At 46.2% G+C, this 24,835-nt stretch carries 22 protein-coding genes and 1 tRNA gene; 15 read left to right on the top strand and 8 right to left on the bottom strand.

What is annotated here, in order from left to right:
- From ABY436_RS10315 to ABY436_RS10295, 5 genes are all read left to right on the top strand, one after another.
- A partial coding sequence (locus ABY436_RS10315; protein WP_372738888.1) for an energy transducer TonB occupies window positions 1-466 on the top strand: 466 nt, incomplete at its 5' end.
- A gap of 127 nt (window positions 467-593) precedes the next feature.
- The gene (locus ABY436_RS10310; RefSeq protein WP_372738887.1) at window positions 594-2,849 is read left to right on the top strand and encodes a TonB-dependent receptor; all 2,256 of its coding nucleotides are present in this window, start codon (window positions 594-596) and stop codon (window positions 2,847-2,849) included.
- 77 nt (window positions 2,850-2,926) lie between these two features.
- Complete coding sequence (locus ABY436_RS10305) at window positions 2,927-3,607, top strand: Fe2+-dependent dioxygenase (protein WP_372738886.1); 681 nt, start codon at window positions 2,927-2,929, stop codon at window positions 3,605-3,607.
- 18 nt (window positions 3,608-3,625) lie between these two features.
- Window positions 3,626-4,729 (top strand): alpha-hydroxy-acid oxidizing protein, encoded by a 1,104-nt coding sequence (locus ABY436_RS10300; protein WP_372738885.1) that lies wholly within the window; start codon window positions 3,626-3,628, stop codon window positions 4,727-4,729.
- Between the two features lie 371 nt (window positions 4,730-5,100).
- Window positions 5,101-6,522: a xanthine/uracil/vitamin C permease gene (locus tag ABY436_RS10295; RefSeq protein WP_372738884.1), complete on the top strand. Its 1,422-nt coding sequence runs from the start codon at window positions 5,101-5,103 to the stop codon at window positions 6,520-6,522.
- A 63-nt stretch (window positions 6,523-6,585) separates the two neighbouring features.
- Here ABY436_RS10295 and ABY436_RS10290 read toward each other — a convergent pair whose 3' ends face one another.
- Complete coding sequence (locus ABY436_RS10290) at window positions 6,586-7,146, bottom strand: Spy/CpxP family protein refolding chaperone (RefSeq protein WP_372738883.1); 561 nt, start codon at window positions 7,144-7,146, stop codon at window positions 6,586-6,588.
- A 148-nt stretch (window positions 7,147-7,294) separates the two neighbouring features.
- On the opposite strand from ABY436_RS10290, the gene ABY436_RS10285 reads away from it, so the two are divergent.
- Both ABY436_RS10285 and ABY436_RS10280 read left to right on the top strand, forming a co-directional pair.
- Window positions 7,295-7,996, top strand: a complete 702-nt coding sequence (locus ABY436_RS10285; RefSeq protein ID WP_372738882.1) for a response regulator — start codon at window positions 7,295-7,297, stop codon at window positions 7,994-7,996.
- The gene (locus ABY436_RS10280) at window positions 7,993-9,324 is read left to right on the top strand and encodes an ATP-binding protein (protein WP_372738881.1); all 1,332 of its coding nucleotides are present in this window, start codon (window positions 7,993-7,995) and stop codon (window positions 9,322-9,324) included. Before ABY436_RS10285 ends, ABY436_RS10280 begins: the two co-directional genes overlap by 4 nt.
- A 102-nt stretch (window positions 9,325-9,426) precedes the next feature.
- Here the strand turns inward: ABY436_RS10280 and glnK (ABY436_RS10275) are convergent, their stop codons facing one another.
- From glnK (ABY436_RS10275) to glnK (ABY436_RS10265), 3 genes are all read right to left on the bottom strand, one after another.
- Window positions 9,427-9,765: a P-II family nitrogen regulator gene (gene glnK / locus ABY436_RS10275; RefSeq protein WP_090723403.1), complete on the bottom strand. Its 339-nt coding sequence runs from the start codon at window positions 9,763-9,765 to the stop codon at window positions 9,427-9,429.
- Between the two features lie 164 nt (window positions 9,766-9,929).
- Window positions 9,930-11,204, bottom strand: a complete 1,275-nt coding sequence (locus tag ABY436_RS10270) for an ammonium transporter (RefSeq protein ID WP_372738880.1) — start codon at window positions 11,202-11,204, stop codon at window positions 9,930-9,932.
- A 38-nt stretch (window positions 11,205-11,242) separates the two neighbouring features.
- On the bottom strand, window positions 11,243-11,581 hold the full coding sequence (glnK, locus tag ABY436_RS10265) for a P-II family nitrogen regulator (RefSeq protein WP_372738879.1): 339 nt from the start codon (window positions 11,579-11,581) through the stop codon (window positions 11,243-11,245).
- 320 nt (window positions 11,582-11,901) lie between these two features.
- On the opposite strand from glnK (ABY436_RS10265), the gene ABY436_RS10260 reads away from it, so the two are divergent.
- The 3 genes from ABY436_RS10260 to ABY436_RS10250 all read left to right on the top strand — a co-directional run bounded on the left by ABY436_RS10260 (window position 11,902) and on the right by ABY436_RS10250 (window position 15,418).
- Window positions 11,902-12,174, top strand: a complete 273-nt coding sequence (locus ABY436_RS10260; protein WP_372738878.1) for an accessory factor UbiK family protein — start codon at window positions 11,902-11,904, stop codon at window positions 12,172-12,174.
- Window positions 12,175-12,269: 95 nt separating this feature from the next.
- Complete coding sequence (locus ABY436_RS10255; protein ID WP_372738877.1) at window positions 12,270-13,844, top strand: diguanylate cyclase domain-containing protein; 1,575 nt, start codon at window positions 12,270-12,272, stop codon at window positions 13,842-13,844.
- A gap of 47 nt (window positions 13,845-13,891) precedes the next feature.
- Window positions 13,892-15,418 (top strand): YifB family Mg chelatase-like AAA ATPase, encoded by a 1,527-nt coding sequence (locus ABY436_RS10250; RefSeq protein ID WP_372738876.1) that lies wholly within the window; start codon window positions 13,892-13,894, stop codon window positions 15,416-15,418.
- Here the strand turns inward: ABY436_RS10250 and ABY436_RS10245 are convergent.
- Window positions 15,393-17,021, bottom strand: a complete 1,629-nt coding sequence (locus ABY436_RS10245; protein WP_372738875.1) for a putative bifunctional diguanylate cyclase/phosphodiesterase — start codon at window positions 17,019-17,021, stop codon at window positions 15,393-15,395. The two genes, ABY436_RS10250 and ABY436_RS10245, sit on opposite strands and share 26 nt — an antisense overlap.
- Window positions 17,022-17,299: 278 nt before the next feature.
- Between ABY436_RS10245 and rep the strand changes: the two genes are divergently transcribed.
- Entirely contained in the window at window positions 17,300-19,312 is a 2,013-nt protein-coding gene (gene rep, locus ABY436_RS10240) for a DNA helicase Rep (RefSeq protein WP_372738874.1), read from the top strand.
- 82 nt (window positions 19,313-19,394) lie between these two features.
- Here the strand turns inward: rep and ABY436_RS10235 are convergent, their stop codons facing one another.
- Window positions 19,395-19,820: a cytochrome c5 family protein gene (locus ABY436_RS10235; RefSeq protein WP_372738873.1), complete on the bottom strand. Its 426-nt coding sequence runs from the start codon at window positions 19,818-19,820 to the stop codon at window positions 19,395-19,397.
- A gap of 315 nt (window positions 19,821-20,135) precedes the next feature.
- On the opposite strand from ABY436_RS10235, the gene ABY436_RS10230 reads away from it, so the two are divergent.
- Window positions 20,136-20,212: transfer RNA gene (locus ABY436_RS10230), tRNA-Arg, on the top strand.
- A gap of 198 nt (window positions 20,213-20,410) precedes the next feature.
- Here the strand turns inward: ABY436_RS10230 and ABY436_RS10225 are convergent.
- The gene (locus tag ABY436_RS10225; RefSeq protein ID WP_372738872.1) at window positions 20,411-21,220 is read right to left on the bottom strand and encodes a DUF5677 domain-containing protein; all 810 of its coding nucleotides are present in this window, start codon (window positions 21,218-21,220) and stop codon (window positions 20,411-20,413) included.
- A 97-nt stretch (window positions 21,221-21,317) separates the two neighbouring features.
- On the opposite strand from ABY436_RS10225, the gene ABY436_RS10220 reads away from it, so the two are divergent.
- Window positions 21,318-21,479 carry a DUF6726 family protein gene (locus ABY436_RS10220; RefSeq protein WP_372738871.1) on the top strand — a complete coding sequence of 54 codons (162 nt, stop codon included), beginning with the start codon at window positions 21,318-21,320 and terminating at the stop codon, window positions 21,477-21,479.
- Between the two features lie 232 nt (window positions 21,480-21,711).
- Window positions 21,712-22,530 carry a DUF2971 domain-containing protein gene (locus ABY436_RS10215; RefSeq protein WP_372738870.1) on the top strand — a complete coding sequence of 273 codons (819 nt, stop codon included), beginning with the start codon at window positions 21,712-21,714 and terminating at the stop codon, window positions 22,528-22,530.
- Between the two features lie 201 nt (window positions 22,531-22,731).
- Here ABY436_RS10215 and ABY436_RS10210 read toward each other — a convergent pair whose 3' ends face one another.
- The gene (locus ABY436_RS10210) at window positions 22,732-24,072 is read right to left on the bottom strand and encodes a hypothetical protein (RefSeq protein ID WP_372738869.1); all 1,341 of its coding nucleotides are present in this window, start codon (window positions 24,070-24,072) and stop codon (window positions 22,732-22,734) included.
- Between the two features lie 540 nt (window positions 24,073-24,612).
- On the opposite strand from ABY436_RS10210, the gene ABY436_RS10205 reads away from it, so the two are divergent.
- Window positions 24,613-24,825, top strand: coding sequence for a hypothetical protein (locus tag ABY436_RS10205; protein WP_372738868.1), 213 nt, complete (start codon window positions 24,613-24,615; stop codon window positions 24,823-24,825).
- Window positions 24,826-24,835: the final 10 nt, after the last annotated feature.

Raw genomic sequence — 24,835 nt, 5'->3', positions numbered from 1 at the left:
GGTTCCTCAGCCGCCTAAGCAAAATGTGGCGCTTAAGGTAAAACAGACAGCCAGGACGGCCAAGACTGAGACAAAACAAGTGCAGGCAACGAAGCAAAAAGTGTCTGTAGCAGAAAAGAAAATATCAACGGGTGTTGGTGACGCGCAAACAACGGGTGGCAACCCTGGGGCCGAGCAATCATATTTTGCTTTACTGGCTGCAACGTTGGCAAAAAATAAACGTTATCCGACTGCATCTCGTAGAAAAGGCGAGGAGGGTGTTGCTGTGTTGTCGTTCGTCGTGGATCGTTTTGGTCTGGTGTCAGCCGCACAGATAAAAACAAGCTCGGGCTTTTCGCGTTTGGATGATGCGGTAATGCGTATGCTAAAAAAATCTAAACGCTTACCTGCGTTTCCTAAAGAGATGAAGCAAGCTCAGTTGCTGATAAACATCCCGATATCTTTTGAATTGAACGCTATGCGGTAGCACATTTTAAAAAAAACATAATAAAAACAGAAACCTAAATGGCCTCCAAAAATCGGCTAGGGGATTGTTTGGCCTTTTTTTGGGTGCCGAAATATTAATCTTGTATAAAAACTAAAGGAAAAGTTCTATGTCTGCTAATAAATTGGGTGATATTTCAACACGGCGTAACGCAATAAAAGGTAAAGAGTGGAATGAAGGGTCACCCCTATCAAGGGCCGGCACACTAGCGTTTGCTATCTCTGCAGCAATGGCTGGGCCAGTCCACGCTGATGGTGTGACGCTTGATACTTTGGTCGTGGGGGAGAGTGCTATTGAAGCAGATGCCAATCCTTATTCTGAACCAGGCGCGCCTTATAAAGCCAAACGCCTGTCAGATACCCGTCATACGCGTGATATTGCCGAAACGCCGCAGACGATGACCGTGATAACAAAAGAGACTATTGCAGAATCAGGAAAAACTGAGCTTAAAGATATCTTGAGTGCACAGCCGGGTATTACTCTGGGGTCTGGCGAAGGCGGCAACTCCTTTGGTGATCGTTATATTATCCGCGGTTATGAAGCACGTAGCGATGTGTATACCGATGGTCTGCGTGAGCCGGGCCTGATTACTCGTGAAACATTCGCGTTGGAACAAATTGAAGTATCTAAAGGACCTAACTCGACGTTTGCCGGTCGTGGTTCTACAGGCGGGGCGGTCAATAGCGTCACCAAAAAAGCTACAATGGAAGAAAACTTCACCACGCTGGAAGGCGGTTTAGGTACTGATAAATACAAGCGTGGTACGTTAGATACCAACTACATCGTCAATGATGATTTAGCGGTCCGTTTAAACTTATTATACACAGATGCGGATATTGCTGATCGGGCACCAGCTACAGAGAATCGCCAGGGAGCATTAATATCCGGTGTCTTTCAGGCAACAGATGATTTGAAAGTCTCAGCCGATTTTTATCACTTTGAGGGTGATGATAAACCAGACTCTGGAACGTCGTTGGATCGGACAACGGGTGTGATTGACAGTAAACAGCAGTACGTCGGGCAAGACGGATTGGATTTCCAGAAAACACAGGCCGATATAGGAACACTGAAACTGGATCTGGATATTACTGATGAAATCCGTTTAGAAAACAAAACCCGACTGGGTTCGACTAGCAATGATTATATCATTTCTGTCTACAGTAGCGGGCGTACTGGCGGTCTTAGGTCTTTTACCGGGTGGCAGGAGAATGATTATCTGGGTAACCAGACTAATCTTATTATCGATAAAAACCTAAATGGCCACCGCCATACGATTATCGCCGGGCTTGAATATGCTAATGAAGAGACGAAGGCTGGTGATTACAGTGTGACAACCGACAGCGTCAATATTCAGCCTTATAATACGGATAATTCGAGCTGGATCGGCTCTTACAGCAAAAACGACAAGTCTACCCAGCTTAATCTCGATACGATTTCTATTTATCTGATGGATACCGTCACACTGAATGATGACTGGGAAGTATTTGGTGGTGTGCGCTATGACTATTTTGATTATGAGCTGTGGGCGGCTGAGAGAACTTCACGCGGCGTAACAACACCGGAAACAACCTATGAATACAGTGATGGCTTTTTGAATAGTCACTTTGGTGTTGTCTTTTCGCCGTGGGAACATGGCAACGTGTATGCAAGTTGGAGTACGTCATCTAATATTAACGGCGGTGAAGCAGATTCGGCTCTCAATTGTGGCTACGGTGGTTTGTGTACCGATAGTGATGGTAACTATAAAAATGCAGATCCTGAGCAATCCACTAACCTGGAAATCGGTACAAAGTGGAATATTATGGATGAAAAGCTACTGCTGACTGCGGCACTTTTTCGCACCACTAAAGATGATGTTATCGAAGGTGATAACGATTCTTACGCCAGTAACGGCAGTCTGAATACGGGTAAAAACCGCGTCCAGGGTATCGAGTTAGGTTTGTCAGGGAATATCACGCCAAAATTGAGTGCTCAATTTGGTGTGGCGATAATGGATTCTGAAACGCTGGAATCGTATGATGATGCTAATGTTGGTCTGCCGAAAGCTAACTTTGCTGATAACAGCGCGAATCTTCAGCTACGTTATCAGGCAACACCAAAACTGGCTGTGGGCGGTGTTGTGACATACTCCAGTGAAATCTATGGTGGGCAACCTGATGCGGGTGCTAGTGACACCATCGAATTGCCAGATTACACGGTGTATGACCTGTTTGCTGCTTATCAGGTGAATGATCAGCTCAGTCTGCGTGCTAATATTCAGAATCTAACAGATGAAGACTATTACACTGCTGTTTACCGTAGCGGAGGCATTGTTTATGTCGGTGATGCCCGTTCTGCGAATCTCTCTCTGAGCTATAAATTTTAATCTTTAATCCTGAATATCAACCTTGTATAGCAAAGGGCTATGTTGGCTCTTTGCTATTTTTTATAGAGCTGTTTTTGATGATTCCTATTCGTAAAGTGTTTACGTCTGAGCAGGTGCAGCAGATACGCATGCATTTGGATCAGGCTGATTGGCAAGCCGGTGAAATCACCGCCGGGCAGCAGGCTCGTTACGTTAAAAATAATCACCAACTGCCTCAGGATGCCCCACTCACACAGCAGATCGGTGATTTGATTCTTGATGCGCTGGCGCGACATCCTGTATTTATTTCGGCTGCTTTACCTCAAAAAATATTACCGCCTATGTTTAACCGCTATAGCATAGGAGAGACATACGGCTTGCATGTGGATAATGCGATCCGAATTATTCCAGGAACCTCGATTCGATTACGAACTGATCTTTCAGCAACCCTGTTTTTAAGTGATCCGGATGAGTACGACGGAGGAGACTTGCAGATCGAAAATCATTTCGGATCCCAGCGTGTCAAATTAGCGGCAGGCGATATGATTCTATATCCATCAACAAGTGTGCATCAGGTTATGCCGGTGACTGCAGGGAGCAGGGTGTGTGCGGTTTTCTGGATACAGAGCATGGTACGCAGCCATGAACAACGTAGCACGCTGTTTGATCTGGACCAAAGTGTCCAGTCACTTACTTCACTGCATGGCCATGAGCATCAGGATGTGACGCGGCTGTCCGCTGTATATCAAAATTTGATTCGCCAATGGGCGGACGCATAACCTGACAATGGTATCTGTATGATTGATAACGCTTTACCACCATTGACAGCTATTCCGGCGGATTTAGTCAGTGTTGCAGATTACGAGCGCTACGCGAAACACCATATTTCACCGGCCATTTTTGAATATATTCAGGGTGGCGGGGCAGATGAAATTACATTGAAACGTAATCGTCGTGCGCTGGATGATCTGATGATTTTGCCGCGTATCTTGCAGGATTGTACTGCTGGAGGCACGCAGACAACCCTGTTGGGTGAGGCGTTTCGTCATCCGTTTATGCTGGCTCCGGTTGCTTTTCATAAGCTGGTTCATCCTCAGGGAGAGCTGGCCATGGCGCAGGCCGCCAGCGTTTTGGAAACAGGCATGATTGTCAGCACATTGGCATCGGAGCCGATAGAGGCGATAGCCGCTGAACTGGATTCACCCAAGTGGTTTCAACTCTATTTTCAACACAGTCGTGACTTTACCCTGGCCTTGGTGAAGCGCGCTGAAGCTGCGGGCTACACAGCACTGGTCATTACGGTGGATGCGCCACTGCATGGCATCAGAAATCGCGCACAACGTGCAGGGTTTCAGTTACCGGAGGGAGTAGAGGCTGTGAATCTGAAAAACCGCCCTCCATTGCCGTCACAGCAGTTTGAAGCGAGTGAAAGCATCGTTTTTCAGGGAATGATGAGTGAAGCGCCCGTGTGGGAGGATATTCGCTGGTTGAAGCAACGCACATCACTGCCGATTGTACTCAAAGGTGTATTGAATCCTGCGGATGCTGTATATGCCGCTGATATGGGTATGTCTGGCGTTATTGTCTCAAACCATGGAGGGCGTACGTTGGACTGCTTACCCTCGGCGATAGAGATGTTGCCATTAATGCGGCAGGCTGTTGGCAAAGATTTCACATTGCTGATGGATGGTGGCATTCAACGTGGCACGGATGCTTTTAAGGCATTGGCGTTAGGTGCTGATGCGGTCTTGATAGGACGTCCTCAGTTGTATGCATTGGCTGTGGCTGGGGCGCTGGGTGTAGCGCATATGCTTAGGGTATTACGGGAAGAATTGGAAGTGGCAATGTCGTTAGCCGGAACGCCGACGATTAAGGATATTACAAACAAGGCTCTTTTTTAGCGTATTTTGCTGACTCTTGATTGTGTGTTTGTACTTTTGCTTAAGGACCGCTTTTAGGGCTGGCGAATAAGCTGCAGATGATTTTTTTGTGCTATGCAGTAATGAGTTTTAATTAGCTGATAATGAATTTATAGATATAAATACCTATAATTAATTCTCTTAGATAGCGTTTTGTTTTCTTAAAATAGATAAAAATAAGGCTATTCCCGTAATACTTTAGTCAAAATTCAATACTAAAGTATCCGCTGTAGGTGTCGATTGTTGCATCGCAAAAGCATAACGTAGCAAGGTTTTAATAGCTCTATATCATCCGGAATAACTAGTAGGAGTTGTTTGGGAGTGATGAGCCAAAATCTTACTAGGTGAAGTGTATGGCGCTGATACAAAGAACTCATGGTGAAGAACAACCGTATTGGGGGTTTGGGCCTTTCAAAATTCGTCTGCCCGGTGTTCATTACCGCATTGAAATGCCTGAGGTTATTCAGGGTTTAGTGATGTTTGTGGTGGGGTTGGCAATAATTCCGCTGTTGGAAAAATATTTAGGTATGCCTTATGAGGCGGCTTTGGCATTCACTTTCATTGCTGGGGTGGGGTACATTTTACCAGCAATGCTGGGTGTGCCATTAGTGCCCGGCTGGATTACTCCGGCGATACCGGTTGTGTTGCTGTATCTCAACGGCTTTGAACCCGGGCCTGAGGCTATTAAAGCTTTGTTCGCGCTACAGATTGAAGTAACGCTGATCTTTCTTATTCTTGGGATGACCGGTTGGGGCTCTAAACTGGTTGATGTTATTCCTAACTCGTTGAAATCAGGCATAATCATTGGTGCGGGTATTGCCGCGATGATGGGTGAGTTGAAAGTTGGCGGGCGTATTGATGCAACGCCGTATTCACTCATCTTCGGTTCGATTATCTCTGCTTATGTGTTGTTCTCACTGTCGTTTAAAAACGTTATCGACAGTAACCCACTGGCTAAAAAGATTGCTAACTTCGGTATGGTGCCGGGAATGCTCATTGCAATGGTGATTGGTTGGGGCGTCGGTGAATACCCAATGCCAGAGGTTGAGTGGGGCATTACTGATCCAAACTTTACACTGATGCTGGATTACCTGGTATTTTCGACAGGGTTCCCTGACTGGGAGGTTTATTTGCTGGCTATACCAACGGCAATAATCGCTTATGTTATTGCTTTCGGTGACATTATTGTTGGTTTTACGCTGGTAAAACGTGTCGATCACATACGTGATGATGAGAAAATTGAAACGGACATAGACCGCGTCCATTTGGTAACTGCTTTACGTAACGGTATACATGCATTTTTGGCTCCCTGGCCTGCGTTGGCGGGTCCTCTGTGGACAGCTGCTCATGCTACTGTTGCTGAGCGCTATGCGATGGGGCGCAAGGCAATGGATTCCATCTATAGTGGTGGTGGTACGTTCTGGATTACTGGCTTAGTGGCATTATTTGTATTGCCCTTGGTTACCTTGTTCAAACCAGTGCTTCCTATTGCACTTTCACTCACGCTGGTGCTGACTGCTTATATTTGCATCATGGTGGGTATGGAGCAGCTCAAGAGCTCAACTGAGCGTGGCGTAGCAGGTATCGTTGCGGTAACGTTAGCCATGCCTGATCCTAAATCAACGGTATTTGCCGTGGTTATCGGATTGGTGCTTTACTTCTTGATTGAGCGCCCGCGCTTGCTGGGTAAGCATGACCCTGCGGATGAAATTATTTTTGCTGATCCGGTAGAAAGTGAGCCTGTAGCTACTCAGACGGAAAAAGTTAAGTCATAAATATAGATTGTTAATAAAAGTAAAAGGCCTGGAATTTTCCAGGCCTTTTGTTTTGTGGACGTATCAGCCTGTAGGCTGTGTTTTATTGCTCTCTGCTTTGTTACCTTTATCGCCGTGTTTATCTCCATGCTTTTTGCCATGGCCTTCACCATGACGTTCGCGCATGTCTTCAAACTTGCTTAGCTGCTCTGCTGTCAGGATTTTGCTTAATTCAGTTTTCATGCTGATTTTCTGATCCACTTTGTTGACGGCCAGATCTGCGGCTATACGTTTTGCTTCCGTCAGATTTGTATCATAATCCGCCGCAGCTGGATCAAGGTTACGCATTGCTTGATGAAAGCTCTGCATCTCGCTGCGCATTGTCTGACGCTGTTCTTTTTGATCAGCAAATAATGTTTTCATCGCAACTTGTTGTTCGTCACTCAATTCTAGTCGTTTTGACATACGCTCTAGCATACGATCCGCGCGGTCTTCTCTGTCCGACTTGTCCATTCGCTTCTCATGCCCATTGCCGTGTCCACGATCACATTTTTCGTCATCCCCGTGATGTTGCATGCCAGCAAAAGCCGCTGCGCCTGCAAGTAAGATAGGGGCTGTGATCAGTGCAATAGTTAACTTTTTCATGATGTATCTCCGGTGTTTGATTTGATGAAGCTATTCTGCACTTTATTACCGCAAAGTTGGGTTGAGTGGGTGTAAAGTTAGGTAAAGACTTATCGGGTCGCGTTTATCAACGCTACAATATAGGTGTTGATAATGTTGGGTGTAGACCATGAATGAAAATCATATCTTGTTGGTGGATGATGATCAGGAGTTAACAGAACTGTTATCTGATTATCTTGAAGCTGAGGGTGTAAAAGTCAGTGTCGAAAATAGCGCTAAAGCCGCGTTAGTTCGTTTGCAGAGTGATGAGTCTTTCGACCTTGCTGTTTTTGATATTATGATGCCAGAGATGTCTGGGTTGGAGTTGTTGCAGCAGTTGCGACCTCGTCTTCAATTGCCGGTGATTATGCTCACGGGGCGTGGTGGTGATATTGATCGTATTTTGGGGCTTGAAATGGGTGCGGATGATTATCTTGCCAAGCCATGCAATCCGCGGGAACTATTAGCCAGAATCCGGGCTGTTTTGCGACGGGCACAGCAACGTCCGGAATCAGATGCTGCTCAGTTATTAACGTGCTGGGGTGTTGCGCTTGATCCGTCGACACGTGAGGTTTCTTTTGGGTCGCATTCTATTGATTTTACCAGTGCAGAATTCAACGTCTTATATCAGTTTATGCAGCACCCGGGAGAAATTCTCAGTAAATCCAAATTGACTGAAACTGTATTGCATCGCTCATTAACGGCTTATGATCGGGCGATTGATGTGCATGTCAGCCGTGTAAGGCAAAAATTGGCTCCGTTTACAGGGCAGAAAGAGTTGATTAAAACGATACGCGGAGAAGGCTATCTTTTCGTGCGAGATAATCAATGAAGTGGTTTAACAGGCTGTTCTGGAAAATATTCCTGGCATTCTGGCTGGCTAGTCTGAGTGTCATTATTGTCACGGTGCTGGTGGTCGGGGAGCTGGCTGAGCGGGATAGTGTGCGTCAAGTATTTGAGTACCGGGCACGCGAGCAAGCTCAGAAAATTATCGTGTGGTATGAAACAGGCAATATTCGTTTACCTTATACGCCTCGTAAAAGTCGGGAAAAACAACACGATAATGATGATCATCGCTCGTCGAAGAGACCTTCGAGATGGCTTTCGATGAACATTTACGATGCTGAAGGAGTGTTGATATTTGGCAAGCAAGCAGAGCAAGAGTCCGATCGTGTCATCACACTTGATCTTGAGTCTTCGTCAGGAAAAGATTACGTCGCTAAAGTAAATCTTGAGCCTGCTACTAACCATTTGGCGAGATTGCAGGCATTTTTGTTTTCGGTTCAGGCAATATTAGTGCTGATTGCATCAACGTTAGCCAGTATTTTGTTGACCATTATTGTCGTAAGGCCGGTGAACCGCCTTCGGGAATACGTGGAGCAATTTTACGGTGGGCAGTTTAATCTCAGAATTGAACCCGGGTTGCTTAAACGCGGTGATGAAATTGGAGCGTTAGCGCGAGAATTCCAGCAAATGGCGGTGTATGTTGACCGTACTATGCAGGGGCAGCAGCGGTTATTGCAGGATGTGTCGCATGAGTTACGCGCGCCGTTGGCAAGATTACAGGTAGCAACGGGTTTGGCTGAGCAAAAGCTGGGTAGCGAGAGTAAAATTACACAGCGTATCAACCTGGAATGTGAGCGCTTAAGTAAGCTGATAGACGAAATGCTGACCTTGGCCAGATTAGATAATATTGAGGCGCAAGAGAGCCGTTTTGATGTGGCAAAGGTCGTGGATGAAGCATTAGCTGATATCAGCTTTTCGCAGCCAGATCGAAACATAACGATCCGTAATGAGTTGTCATCGCCAGGTTACTGCCAGGGGAATTCAGAGTTGCTGATGCGTGCACTGAGTAATGTGTTCGGTAATATCCTCAAGCATACCAACGCTGATTGCGCGGTCGACGTTGTGTTAGCGCCATCCGATAAAAAGTGTATGAGTATAACGATCCGGGATTATGGCGAAGGGGTGAGTGAGGAGGCGTTAGCTTCGCTTTTTGAGCCTTTTTATCGACACAATAACAATGCGAATAGCTTCGGGCTTGGGCTGAGTATTGCGAAAAGAGCCGTTGAGCGGTTACATGGCAGTATTCAGGCAAAGAATATGGATGAGGGCTTTGCTGTGATTCTTCAGTTGCCTTTAGCGCCTGCTGATCGGTGATATTCCAGTCATAGAGTTTGACATGAGATATTAAAAAGCACCTTCTGAAAAGTACGTAATAGTGCTCTTCAGAAGGTGCTTTTTGAGAAAACGTGGTGATAATTACAACGCGTCGGGGCCGCTTTCGCCAGTACGGATACGAATGACTTGCTCCAGTGGCAGGACAAAAATTTTGCCGTCACCGATCTTACCAGTGTTAGCTGTTTTGCTAATCGCTTCGATCACCTGATCAAGCATATCGTCGTCGATAGCGACTTCAATTTTTACTTTTGGAAGAAAATCGACAACGTATTCAGCACCGCGATAGAGTTCGGTATGGCCTTTCTGACGGCCAAAACCTTTAACTTCAGTAACCGTTACACCCTGAATGCCGATATCAGACAATGCTTCACGTACGTCGTCTAATTTAAAGGGCTTGATTACTGCGCTAACAAGTTTCATAGATGTCTCCTTTTAATGTCGAATATAGTCATCGACTGTCGAGCATACTTAAATAATATGCCGCCAGTATACTCATATTTATCAAATAGCGCATTGCTTCAACACAAATTCAGAAAGGGTGCCGAAGCACCCTTTTTTAATATATACGATATTAATTTGTAACCTTATTTTCCGGTAGATTTGAACTCTGGGTAAGCTTCCATGCCGCACTCAGCAATATCAGCACCTTCGTACTCTTCCTCTTCGCTGATGCGAACACCCATGACAGCTTTGAGGATCAACCAGACAACTAAGCTTGCGGAGAATACCCAACCAAAGATAGAAACAATACCTAACAACTGAGCTCCGAAGGTTGCATCTGCATTGTTGAATGGTACAACCAGCAGTCCCCAGATACCGACAACACCGTGTACTGAGATCGCACCGACTGGATCATCAATACGTATTTTATCGAGTGTCAGGATTGAGAAGACCACTAATACACCACCAATCGCACCAATGACAGTAGAACTAACGGCAGTAGGTGATAAAGGATCTGCAGTGATAGCTACCAGTCCAGCCAGTGCACCGTTAAGTGCCATGGTTAAATCAGCCTTTTTGAACAGCAGACGGGCAAAAATAAGTGCTGCAATACAACCACCGGCGGCGGCGGCGTTAGTATTAACAAATACCTGAGCGACCGCATTAGCGTCTTCAACATTTGATAATTTTAGTTGTGATCCACCGTTAAAGCCGAACCAGCCTAACCATAGTACAAATGTACCCAGTGTGGCGAGTGGCAGGTTAGCACCAGGGATTGCGTTGATCGATCCGTTTTTACCGTACTTGCCTTTACGGGCACCCAGTACCAGTACGCCAGCGAGTGCAGCAGAAGCACCTGCCATGTGGACGATACCCGATCCTGCAAAGTCAGAGAAACCAGCTTCGCTGAGGAAACCACCACCCCATGTCCAGTAACCTTCTACTGGGTAGATGAAGCCTGTCATCACTACAGCAAAAGCCAGGAAAGCCCACAGCTTCATACGCTCAGCAACGGCACCCGATACAATAGACATGGCTGTTGCGACAAAGACGACCTGGAAAAAGAAGTCTGAACGTGAAGAGTAGTAGGGGGCGTCATCACCACCCGCCAGGACGGCATCAACACCGTTCTCATCACCAATCAGCGCGCCAATGTTAGGCAGTATACCGCCAGCATCAGAACTGTACATGATGAAGTAGCCGCATATCAGATACATCGTACAAGCGATGGCATACAGGGCAATATTTTTGGTAAGGATTTCAGTGGTGTTTTTTGCGCGAACCAGTCCGGCTTCGAGCATGGCAAACCCTGCCGCCATCCACATAACCAAAGCACCGCATATAAGAAAGTAGAAGGTATCTACTGCGTATTTTAGCTGGGCCAGATCGCCCGCTGTGGTATTTAGTAACTCTTCCATTACATCTGCCCTCCGTCAGGCTCGATACTTAATTCGATTTACAGTGCGTCTTTACCAGACTCACCCGTACGAATACGTACAACTTGCTCTAGTGGCATGACAAAAATCTTACCATCGCCAATTTTTCCCGTCTGAGCCGCTTGACTTATCGCGTCAACAACCTGGTCAACCATATCTGCTGAAATGGCTGCGTCTATGCGTACTTTGGGTAAAAAATCGACGACGTATTCTGCGCCCCGATACAGTTCGGTATGGCCTTTTTGGCGGCCGAAACCTTTAACTTCCGTAACAGTGATACCCTGTACACCGATCTCGGAAAGTGCTTCGCGTACATCATCCAGTTTAAATGGCTTGATAATCGCCGAAATGAGTTTCATTGGGTCTCTCCCTAATAGTTGTCTGTGATCTCACCGGCCGTTGTCGGGTCCGGTGACTCGTAACGGTTGGCGTGTATACTGCGAAACTTGTGCCTTCTTTTTGAAAATTGATTAAAAACAATAAGTTGTTTGCATTTTTCGCTGGTTTTATTGTTTTTTGAGTGGTTATTAGAGAGCAGGGCCTGCGCTTTTAGTGTGCATGCTCTATTTTGGTGCATTGTGTGTCAGTGGATATCAGAAAAGTTGCAAAGCAATAATAGAAGGAAACGGATTCTGCCGTTATAGTGACGTTAAATTGTTAAATCGTAAGAGAGAAGAAAATGAATGAGAAGCTTATAGAAGGTTTGTCTGCACAGTTTTCGCAGATGATGAATACTTTCAACAGCGGTGCAGAGTTGCCGGGGCAGCAGCAGGTACGCGTATTTCTGCAGTCTGCGTTAAGTAAAATGGATCTGGTAACGCGTGATGAGTTTGATGCGCAGGCCGCTGTGTTAATGCGTACAAGGGAAAAAGTAGAGCAGATGGAAAAACTGTTGGCTGACCTTGAAAGCCGTTTAGATGCCGCGGGCACTCAGCATTCAGATAAGGAATAGGATAAGAAGTACCATACAAAATAAGGACGAAAAAAGGATATGTGCGCTATCAAGAGGCACGCAGTAAAAGCGGTTGTTGTTATAGGGTATAGATAATGAGATGTCACCTTGCCTGGGTTGACTTAGCTGGTCAGTATATTAATTGTACGCAAGAGTATGCTGCATTGTGCGGGCAGTCGGTCGAATCAATGACTGGCTTGTACGTAAATGAACTTCATTCTTGTCAGAGTCTTTCTCTATTAGACTCTGCGTTTTCAACGGCAAGAAAGGAAGGACACGCAGACCTGCAGTTGGCTTTATTTGATGCGCACACACTTTATGATTGTCGACTTTTGTGGATGGAGGTGGCGCAGCATTTTGTGTTGTATATCGAGCGCGCTGTCAAGCAGCCTTTGCTGTATGAGCAGCTGCTAAGTGCAACCAATGATACCCCCGTGCCTCTTTTTAAAGTGGCGCTGAATGCTCAGATTTCCAGTGCCATAAAGTCAGGTAAGCAGGTGGCCTTGCTGAAACTGGGACTGGAGCGGTTTCAATGGATTCAGGATTCACTCGGTGATGTTGCCAGTGAGGTGATTGTAGAAGAGGTCGCGAGCCGATTACTCTCAACGCTGAGAGAGGGTGACATCCTTTTCAGGGTGAATGATGATGCTTTTGTTATTCAGTTATCAAACCTGGATGAAGCCGAGTCAGCGGTGAGTATTGCCCATCGTCTTATTCAGCAGCTGTCTTATGGTATCCGTATCGATCAGCGGGAATTACATCTGACAGCGTCAGTGGGTGTTGCTTTAGCGCCTTTGCAAGCCAGTGACGCTGCCGGGTTACTCGGTGCCGCCAGTCAGGCATTGAAAGCCTTACAAAACTCAGAAACGAGTGGCGTTCGCTTGTATGATCCGCTGAGGCAGCGCAAAGCGATGAGCATAAATGATCTGGCGCAGTTGATTGAACCCGATTATCACAGTATTGAACTCGCCTACCGGCCCGTTTACGGTGCACGCAGTCATCGGATTGAAGCCGCTCAATTGGTGCCTTTATTGCGAGGGGTGCCCTGCGTGGGTGATGAAGAACACCTGCTCACTCAGCTGTTAGAGGGCGGTGATAGCGGCTGGCATACTTATCTCAGTTGGATTTTTAATCAGTTGGAAGCGCCATTGCAGCAGTTGTCGCAACACAAGGGTTTTCAGGGTGTGGTTGTTCGCATCCCGCCTTATGTATTGGAGTTGCCGTCCTTTATGGAATTCATGACCACACGTCTGACGTTATCAGAATGTGTGCGTAACAACGTATTGCTCGAAGTGGCTGCGGTCGAAACGCGTGATCATGAAGGTATTTTATTTGATCTGGAAGCATTAGGCTTTGGCATTGTGTTGGGTGGATTAACTGACTATTTGCCGCCAATGCAACAGTTAAAAGAACTCGAGCCGCGATTGCTGAAGCTGGATGCGGCGCTGGTGCAGGCGATGGAAGCCGATGTGAAGCAGCGCTATCAGCTAGAAAAATTAGCCGATATGGCGGCAGATCTTGGGATTTCGTTAGCGGCGGATGGTGTGCAGTCTGCCGGGCAACGCATGCAGTTGTCGCATCAGGGGGTTGAGTACATGCAGGGCGATTACTTCGGCAGCTTACTCAGCATTGATCTATTATTTGAGCAGCTGCTGTTAGAAAATATCTGATTTTTTTATTTTTTATTTATAGTGTTTGATTATCCAGGGAAGGATGTATGTCACTTGCGATTGTTCACACCCGCGCGCAGCTTGGCGTAGCGGCTCCCGCTGTTACTGTTGAAATTCACCTGTCAGCAGGCTTGCCTGCTTTAATGCTGGTCGGGTTGCCTGAAGCGGCGGTGCGCGAAAGTAAAGAGCGGGTGCGCAGTGCGATTATCAATTCTGGTTTTGAGTTCCCGCAAAGGCGGATCACCATTAATCTGGCGCCGGCAGACCTGCCGAAAGAGGGGGGCCGATACGACCTTGCTATCGCGGTCGGTATTTTAGTGGCCTCTAATCAGTTGCCTGCAAAATTACTGGATAATATTGAGTTATTAGGCGAGCTGGCCTTGTCAGGTGAATTACGCAGCATTACCGGTGTTTTACCGGCGGCGGTGGCCTGTAAAAAGCAGCGCCGTGCATTGTGGATACCGACAAAAAATTGTTCGGAGGCTGCACTGGTACGCGAGTTAGATATACGTGTGGCAGACCACTTGTTGGATGTTTGTGCCGCATTGGCCGGTAAAAAAGAGCTGCTACATGCTGAGCAAGAATCGCCACCGCTGACATTGCCTGTTTCTGTTAATGATCTGTCTGACGTGAAAGGACAAATTAAAGCAAAGCGTGCATTAGAGATAGCGGCGGCCGGTGGGCATAATTTGCTGATGAATGGCGTGCCTGGCAGTGGCAAAAGCATGTTGGCGGCGCGATTACCCGGATTACTGCCCTCACTAATTGAAGAAGAGCGTCTGGAGACAGCTGCGATCTATTCAGTTGCAGGCTTACCGGTTGATGATATTTGCCGGGGAACACGTCCGTTCAGAGCGCCGCATCATACGGCGTCTGCTGCGGCACTGGTTGGAGGGGGGAGTCATCCCCGGCCCGGTGAGATATCCCTGGCGCATCATGGGGTTCTCTTCCTTGATGAACTACCCGAATTTTCGCGCAAGGTTTTGGAGGTGTTGCGTGAGCCTCTGGAAACCGGGTCTATACTGATATCGCGTGCGGCTCGTCAAACGGAGTTTCCTGCGAGTTTTCAGTTGATTGCCGCAATGAACCCATGTCCTTGTGGTTATGCCGGTGACAGCTCAGGAAAGTGCCGTTGCACGCCGGATCAGGTGCGGCGTTACCAGGAGAAGTTGTCGGGCCCGTTACTGGATCGTATTGATCTGTTCGTTACTGTGGCTGCACTCCCGGCTGAAACATTGTTGCGGTTGGATAACGCAAAGGCAGAAAGCAGTGCCGATGTATCAGGCAGAGTCTCGGCCGCATTGCAGTTACAGTATCAGCGGCAGTCTTGCCGTAATAATGTATTGGCAGCACAGTCGCTGGATGCTATTTGCCAGTTAACCGATCAAAACAGGCAGCTCTTAGCGACGGCGGCGACACGTTTTGGTTTGTCTGCCAGAGCCTGCCATCGCGTCATGAAGGTCGCGCGTACCATTGCTGATTTGAATGCTAATGAAAAGGTTGAAAATGCTGACCTGATGGAAGCATTAGGTTTTCGCCAGGGCCTGGCTAATCAGCCCTCAGTATTTTCATAAAATCAGCGAGTGGAACAGGGGGGCTGAAAAAGAATCCCTGCACCTGATCACAATTGTTTTGAATGAGGAATTCAAGCTGTGATCTGGTCTCTACGCCTTCTGCAATAACCCCCATGTTGAGGTTGTGAGCAAGATTGATAATGGCGCGGACAATTTCGGTATCATCCGCACTGCCAGGGATTTTGGACACAAAAGAGCGATCAATTTTGAGAGCATTAATAGGCAGCTTTTGCAGTAGCGCAAAAGAGGAATAGCCTGTGCCAAAATCATCCAGTGAAAAGTCGATGCCAATCTTGCTCAGCTCTCCGATACTTTGTTGAACATGCAGGTCATCACTCAGCAGGGCTGATTCGGTTAACTCAAATTCCAATATGCGGGTATCAATTTTCTCTGAATCAATAATGCGATGAATAGTTTGTGCAAGGTGATCATCCTGAAACTGTCGAAATGAGAGATTAACGCCTACTTTTTGCAGGTTGAAACCGGCGTTTTTTATCAGTGCCAGATCACGGCCTGACTGATAGATCGCCCAGAACCCCATGGGAACAATTTGTCCGGTTTGTTCGCAAACCGGGATGAAGTCATCTGGCATAATCAAACCGTGCTGGGGGTGATTCCAGCGCATCAATGCTTCGGCGCCGACAATTTTCCCTGTGCATAAGTCGATGCGTGGTTGGTAATAAAGCTCAAACTGCCCCTGTTTCAGTGCAGTCCAGATGTCGGATTCTAGTAGACCTTCATAAGGAGGTGCTCTGTCTTTACCGGGTTCGTAGATGGAAAAACTAAACCCATGTATGCGTTTCGCACGGCTTCTTGCCTGGTTGGCCTGATTAGTCAGGCAGTCGCTGTTGAGTCCGTTTTCAGGCGCAAAGGTTACGCCGATACTAATGCCCAGAATATTTTCCTGCTCAGAGACCGTAAAACTGGCAAATAAAGAACTCGCCATTTTTTCGAGTAAGCGATTAGTTTCGGCGTGTATTAAATCAGCGGATGGGGCCGTGACGATGAGAAAAAATTCATCGCCTCCGGTTCTGAATACGGGAACATGTCGTGCACACTGTAGTAAACGATCAGTGAGATCCAACAGCAACTGGTCTCCTGCAGCCACGCCCATGCGCTGGTTAAAGGCTTTGAAATTATCAATATCTACGCTGATCAGTGCGAGCGACCCGTCATATTTCACGATCTGATTCAGTTGGTGTTGTAGTGCTTGGTAAAAGCTGGTCCGGTTTTTCAGGGATGTGAGCAAATCATAGGCTTGCAGCGCCGAAATTTCAGATGTTTGGCTGTGGATCAGTGTGAGTAGCCGAATGCTGCGAGCCAGCGTACCGTCGCTTACATCGCTCTGCGACAGATAATCAGAGAAAGAAGCGGCGAGTAGTTTATTACCAGCTTCCTGACAGATATTTTCATGAATAATAACGACCGGAGCTGAGGTTGGAGAGAGTAGCGGTGCATATTGATCTAAGCAGTTGAGCACATCATCAGGCGCGGAATCGATCATGATGATCTGAGGTTGGAATACATTTGTTTGAACGAATAGTTCGTTGAGGCTATCAACATAGTAGAGTTCAAAATTATTCGGGGTCAGTTGAGATGCCAATAGCCCCCTCATCTTTGAGCGTGGCGATAAAATAAGGATTTTAATAGGCATTTTACTGGGATACCGCATTGTTGTTTATTATCGGTATATCAATTCAAAATAATGGTAAGGAGCTGACCGCATCATTTGATTAGTTTGTATATAATGGGGCAACCGACGCCAGAAGCTAACTGTAACATGAAGTTGATGCATATCAAACATGTGTTTGAATTGGGCTTGCGTTACTTTATGGGTAATATAATGATTAATTATCAATTGTTTAGTGGATTTATAAAGGTATGAGTAAATTAAATCCACGACAAAATGAAGCGGTGAAATATATCAGTGGCCCTTTGCTGGTGCTGGCCGGTGCCGGCTCTGGAAAAACCAGCGTTATCACGCGAAAAATAGCCTATCTGGTGGAAAGCTGCGGGATTGAATCCAAACACATTGCTGCGGTAACTTTTACCAATAAAGCATCACGAGAGATGAAAGAACGTGTCGGCCAGATCTTACAAGGGAAAGCCAAAGGGCTGACCGTCTCGACTTTTCATAACCTTGGGATGAATATTATACGTCGTGAGCATAAACGCCTCGGCCTGAAGTCCGGTTTTTCTCTGTTTGATGACCAGGACAGTAAAGCCCTGATTAAAGATCTGATGCTGCATCATGATGAAGATAGCGATCAGGTCGACTTTGTCCGGAATATGATCTCTAACTGGAAGAATGAGATGATCGGGCCTGAGACGGCAGAGTCCATTGCTGTCGGGCCTCAGGAGATACTGGCGGCCCGCGCCTATGAAGCCTATAACCGCCATCTGCGAGCCTATAATGCGGTTGATTTTGATGACCTGATTCAGGTGCCGGTGAAATTATTTGATGAACATCCTGATGTACTTGAACGCTGGCAAAACCGTATTCGCTACCTGCTGGTGGATGAGTATCAGGATACCAACCTCAGCCAATATCGCATGGTACGCCAGCTAGTCGGGCATCGTGGCTCATTAACCGTGGTGGGCGATGATGATCAGTCTATCTACGCATGGCGAGGTGCCCGGCCTGAGAACCTCGAACAGCTGCAGGTCGATTTCCCCAGCCTTAAAGTAGTCAAACTGGAGCAGAATTACCGTTCAACCAGTCGCATTCTGAAAGCCGCTAACACTCTTATACGCAATAATCCGCACGTGTTCGAGAAAACACTCTGGTGTGATATGGGGATGGGTGATCCGATACGCGTTATCCACACGCGTAATGAAGATGCCGAGTGTGAGCGTATTGCTACGGAGATTCTTGATCAGCACCTGCGCAAACACACACCATTTAAAGATTTTGCGATTCTCTATCGGGGCAATTATCAGGCGCGTTTATTAGAAGTCAAACTACAGGCCTTTCAGGTGCCGTATAAGCTCTCCGGTGGTACATCTTTTTTTTCGCGAGCCGAAATAAAAGATCTGATGTGTTACCTCAAAGTGCTGGTTAACCGCGACAACGATAATGCATTTTTACGTATTATTAACCTGCCCAGGCGCGAGATAGGTCCAAGCACTCTGCAAAAGCTGGGTGAATATGCCTCTGAACGACAAGTCAGCCTGTTTGATGCCTGTGACGAGATGGGGCTGGAGCAATCATTATCGCCAGCTGCTGTAGAGAAGCTTCGTCAGTTCACCCGCTGGTTGCATGAGAAATATCGCCAGTGCTATGAGTCCGATCCGATTCAGGCGATTAAAGATCTGGTTTATGAGATCGATTACGAAGGCTGGTTGCGGCAAAATGCGTCCAGCGACAAAGTGGCTGAAACGCGGATGAACAATGTATTTTTCCTGATTGATTCACTGAAAAATACACTAGAGCGTTTGCAGGAGGATGACCCGGAAGCGGGTATAGAAGAAGCCATTGCACGTTTGATTCTGCTTGACCTGCTGGATCGTCAGGAAGAGGAAGATGACTCCAACCGTGTTCAGCTGATGACGCTGCATGCCTCCAAAGGCTTGGAGTTTCCCCATGTTTTTCTCATGGGAATGGAGGAGGAGATACTGCCTCATCGTAACAGTATTGAAAATGGCGATATAGAAGAGGAGCGACGTCTGGCTTACGTAGGCGTGACGCGTGCCAAACAAACATTAACAATTACACTGGCGCGTCAACGAAAACAATTTGGCGAGCTGCTGGATTGCGCGCCCAGCCGCTTTTTAGATGAGCTTCCACAAGAAGACCTGGAGATCGAAGGAAACGGTGAAAAAAATCCTGAGGTTAATAAAGCCCGGGGACGCGCTACGCTGAACAGCTTACGTAATATGTTTGATGATCTATAAGTGAAAAAAAATTAAGCGAAAAGTTAACTCTGGACATGAAAAAGGCTGCACATAGCAGCCTTTTTCTGTCGGAAAGCGCTACTTATGGAGCACTGTCCATCATGTACTGGATAGACGCTTGTAACTCATCATCAGAACATGCCGCACAAGTACCGCGTGGTGGCATGGCGTTAATACCGCTGATAGCTGTTTTCAGCAAGGCATCAATACCTTTAGCGCCACGGTCAGCCCATTCGCTGGTACCAAATTTAGGTGCGCCTGCAACCCCAATAGAGTGACATGCAGCACAGCTTGCATTGTAAACTTCTTCGCCCGAACGTGCGCCGCCTGCTGCTGCAACAGCTGTCGCACCACCACAAGAGTCATCACCTTCTACACATACGTTGCCAAGCGGTTTGATGCGTTCAGCAATTTTATCATCAGAAGTATTAGCACCAACCGAAGTTGATAGCGCAACGCTTAAACCCAGAATACTTAGAACAGAAGCAATTTTAGCAGTCAATTTCACAGTGGTGACCTCATTACGATTTCAGGTAGATGCTATGACAGCGGCATCATGAAAATTAATTTGATCAGAATTATACCCACAAAAAGACCTGACGAAAATGGGGTACATCTGCACCTTATGGCTTATATCATGCATTAAGTGACTTTAATTAAGGGCTTTTGCTGCTTTCATGTCCGGCATTAGTAGCATTCCTATCTTCGTGTTAAAAAAGAGGGCCGCTAAATACTTGATATAAAAAACCACTCAAGCAACCTTAGTTCTTGGCAAATGAGTCCGGGCCCAGTATTATGACGCCCTTGAAAAGTTCTAGATATTGCGCCCGTAGCTCAGTTGGATAGAGTAGTAGGTTCCGATCCTATTGGTCGGGGGTTCGACTCCCTCCGGGCGCACCACTTTTTACATCTTTGTTTTACCTCTCTAAGTCTCTGTTTTTTCTGCGAAACATACTACCCCATCCATTTGAGCTACGGCGCAATCCTCGTCATTTTCGAATGCGTAAATCGGTTTTGTCACAATCTGGTCACAGTGCCGGTGTTTAGGGTTTGTAGATTCGTCTCCGGTGGAGACGACCTACAATGTTTGCATATGATCTAATCAGTTCTATGAGCGAGAGCACTGTTAAGTCTCTCACCTAGTTCGGCAGCTTGTTTATTGTTATCTCGTCCATAAATCTTATCGATCGCGAATATAGCGTTTATAACGAGGTCACTTGCAGACAAAACTGTATCTTCATATTCCTCATGAGACGGTTCATTAATCAGCTCTTTAACAAGATTTTCGGGGTCGGTCACCAAGTGATCTTCGATAGAGCGTATACCAGAATGGATGACTGAACTGCCCAATGCATAAAGAGTATCGTAATAGTCCTCCATCCCTGCTTTTCTGGCCGTTGTTATAACGCTGAGCTCTGATGTATCCATCGTTTTGCGATTACTTCTTAATTCCTTCCTTGCTTTATTTCTCAGCTTTCTTGCTTTCTCGTATAGTTCATCTTGCTGACCATTGCGGTTTTTCATTTTCACCAGTCGTTCAAATGCATTCCGGTTGTGATTAAGTCCCTGCATTTTCAACAGGTCAATGAAGCCGGGATCATTGGCGAGCGCTTTCAGTTGGAAGACTGACTCTAGCAAACACCTGAGTAGCATGAATGATTGATGCTTCATACCATCATCAGCCAACATAATCACACCCTGAAACGTTGAGAGTGCTCTTGCGTACAGACCTGTTGCTAGGAGCTCTACATGGTTCAAGTTATTGGGATGTTGTTCATACTGATATGATTGGGCGTAGTGATTGATCTCAAGTACCAGCTGTTTTGTCTGGCTGTATTGCTGATCAATGTATTGATTGATGTTGCATGGGTTCTTTGCGATATAGCCTTCTTTTTCGAATTCGTTCATCCCTGACGATCTCCACTTTAAAAAGGGTGGGTAGCAATTACGTTTATATATTACAGGTTATTAACAGGTTGATAGACGACGCAAACAAACTTTATTATTGCTTTACTGGCGATCGCTGCAGGGCTGCTTCTTAACAAAAGTAGTGTCAGTACCCATGCTTGTTAGCGGTGCAATTATCTCTGTGGTGCCAGTGATAAGCAAAGTTGCTGATGCTGCCATTGACACGACGGCTGATGTTATTGATCTGGTGCCACTGTAAAGCAAGCATGAGTAGGCTCGTTTAATTGAATTCAGCAGAATCTATTTAATCAGCTACGCGAGTATAGGCTTACAGAAAGAGGTTCAGTGGTTTATATTGTCGAAACTTCAATGGGTTGTAATTTATATACAATCCTAAAGGGACTTTATAGGTATTGCTGATAATAATTATTAGGAGAACGCGTTCCTTATAAATAGACTGTTGGCTGCCTGCAACAAAGCGAAGGTTTAGAGTGATCTTATATAAATACATGTCATTTAGTTCTGCTGCATCTGCAATTCAGAATGACTCAATTGGCTTTTCTTGCCTTGAAGATCTGAATGACCCTTTTGAATGTGCAGCACTTTGTTTTGAAAGTGGAAATGGGTTATTAACAAGTAGCCTACAGCAAGGTGCTTATCGAAATAGGCTGAGTCAAAAATATGGAGTACTTTCACTTACTAGAACACCCTTAAACGCGCTTTTGTGGGCTCATTATGGCGATGACCATCGAGGCGTTGTTATTGGCATTGATATAGAGAAAGCAGGCTTAAATAACGTTAATGAATGCGTTATCCCTGCCAAGTTTGGTGAAATAATTTATACGTCAACGATCCCAAGAAACGAGTTGCCGGCATCTACTACGGAAGCGCTGTTGGCTGTCGGAGATCAAGCAACATCATTTCATGTAGATAACTATGATTTGTATAAAAATGCTTTTCTATACAAAGATCTTTCGTGGGGCTATGAGGAAGAGGTCAGGGTTGTTAAGAACGTTATCGACCCTAATAGTGGCTCACGTTATACCAGCTATGCTTTTGAAAATCCTGCAGGTAAGTGGAATCAAATCCAGATCCAAGGACGGCCATTGTGCTGCTTGTCTATACCATCCGATGCAATTGTCGAGGCTTACTTAGGCTGTTCAGCATATGCAAATGTTTCACGGCTAGGTTTTGTCGAAAGTGATTACTTGGCAATTCTTAATCAATGGAAAGATAGATGCATAAAAGTCAAAGTAGTACGCCGTAAATCTGACTCATGGCAATTAGAAATGTCTGATTTTCAAGTCTAAACGCTACTGTTAAGCGCATTCGGCAGCGTTCCTGCATTAACTTCTCAACTATCAGACTAGGCTTTTCCTAAACACTTCATCATCTCCAACTAACGCTCGGTATCCGGTGTGGGTCACAGTGCTGAGGTGAATGTATTGCAGGACCGTCTCCAGAGGAGACGATCTACAAGGTGAAAGGGCCGGGTATCTTGAGTTGCTGCTTTATTCTTCGAGAACCGCCTCTTCGAGTTCAGATTCTTGATCAATATCTTCTGGTTTAGGCCTGGCTATAGGCTTCGGTGGTGATGGTTGCCAAGCTTTTAAGTGCTGCCCAACTTGATCATAGAATGAGCGAGCGACCTCCTCGACGTCTTCTATAAAGGTTCTTGAGCCAGAGAAACGTACAGTAGAGTCCTGAAGTAGTACCACTTCAAATGCGGTTGGGGCGTGTTTAGAGTTGCTGCATTGTATCTTGTCAGGCTCATCGGCGAGCTCTGACAGTGCGCAGCTGGTATCGTCTATGATAGACGGCCAAGAAGCTTTGATAATGATTCGTGTATCTTGCTCGGCATTCTTTAGCATTCTAAGTAACCAGTTCACTCGTGCTGCAGTGGACTTTTTGTCTTGCGGTGCTTTCAGTTTCATTGACGCTGAGATAGACCGAGTGGGTAGGTGAGCTTGAATGAGTAGGTCGGATGCTGCGTCTGGTATCTGTAGAGCAGTGAACAGCGAGTTTGTATCACAGAAGTCGGCAATGCGGAGCTTGAGGCGAGCTACTGGATCGTCTTTAACTTTCCGGTCTATTTTTAAGTGGACGTTCTTGCCGATGTGCTTGGACATCAGGAGGGTCAAGTCACGTTGCTCTTGCAGCCATGCTCCGACAGTTTCTTCGACATTTTGATCAGTCCGTTTGAGCTTGGTTTGGGATACAGCATCTTTGACGACAGCCTTCCAGCCCTTGTTCATCTGGGTAAAGCCTTCGATCCCTGTCGTTTGGTGCTCAAGGTACCGAATGAATTCATTTAGCATGTATGACTGTTCAGAGTCTTCGACGCTATCACCGGCCCTTAATATTGCTGCCTCTGATAGAATCCAAGCCCAAGGCCAATGGAACAACTCCACCTTCCTAAGCTGGGTTTTAGGGATGTTAATAGGGTGATGATCGGCGCGAGCAACCATTTGATTTGAAACGGTGATCACCGCATTAATGTTGTGGTCCTTCGCGAGGGTTATATACCGGAAAACTTGTTCCTCTGACAATACCGCTTTACCTATTTTCGCTTCAATTAATGCCGTCCAAGTACTCTTGCCGTTTACTATTTTAAGTAACGCATCAGGGCGGTCTTTATTGTCTTTCGTTCCAAGAGTTACTTCTGTCCAAGCATGTAGTTTCGCTCTGGTGCCGAGCCTGTAGTTGCAGCTTGCGAGAAGATTTTTTGATAGAGAGGGTATTTGGGTCATCATAGCGAGGCTTACAGATAACACTCTCGCTTCTTTATTGCTTTCAGATCCTACGGGGATCAGCCGAACGCTGTCTCCTTGAACAAGATAATCCGGTTTCATTGCGCGTCACTCCTTGAGCATATGAAAGGGTAGTATAGACATTTAAATTGTAAGTTGGAATTACTTGGATAGGAGGCATCCGATATGTTCTCAATAGGTAGAAAGAAATGATCCGGGAATGTGGCTAAAATTCGGCTCTAAGGTTTATTTGGCTAGCGTTTCCTCTTTGATTAAGTGAGCTACAGACCACGAAACCGTTGCTCACTCTCTTCATAAACAACAAGGGAAACCAGTAACCACGCTGCTTTCCCTTTGTTTTGTCTATTGCTTAATCACTGTGCCGGACGCTCTGGTCACAATCTGATCACGCTGGAGTCGATTTTCTGCCCGACACCGCATCACCGGCGTCCTAATATCGTCACCAACGCGGACTTTATCGTCTTCACTGTTGAGCTTCCGTAATCTGCAGAGGTTAGATAGGAGGCAAGTACGCAGGATTCTGGACGCTTTCCGGTTGGACTTGACCAGTAAAGTGAGGGCGCGTATTCTGAATTTGTTACAAAGTAATAAAGTTAGCTCAATTCTCAGGAGGGCTACCTCATGACTAAGACCGTCACTGGAACGTACGAATCCACTACTCAAATTAAGAATGCAAGAAACGACCTGATTGCAATCGGAATTCCGCAGGAGCAGATTTTCGTAGATGAGGAAAAACAACAAATCAAGGTGAGGATAGCGAATGAAACCGAACCAGAGATTCAGGAAATTCTCAAACAACACGACGCAAGTTCGACGACTGTAACAACAGATTAGCGCCTTAAGT

It is taken from the genome of Neptunomonas sp., from assembly GCF_041601355.1.
GTDB lineage: Bacteria > Pseudomonadota > Gammaproteobacteria > Pseudomonadales > Balneatricaceae > Neptunomonas.
Note: the sequence above shows the minus strand (reverse complement) of the source record. Positions and strands in the feature narration are given on the sequence as shown.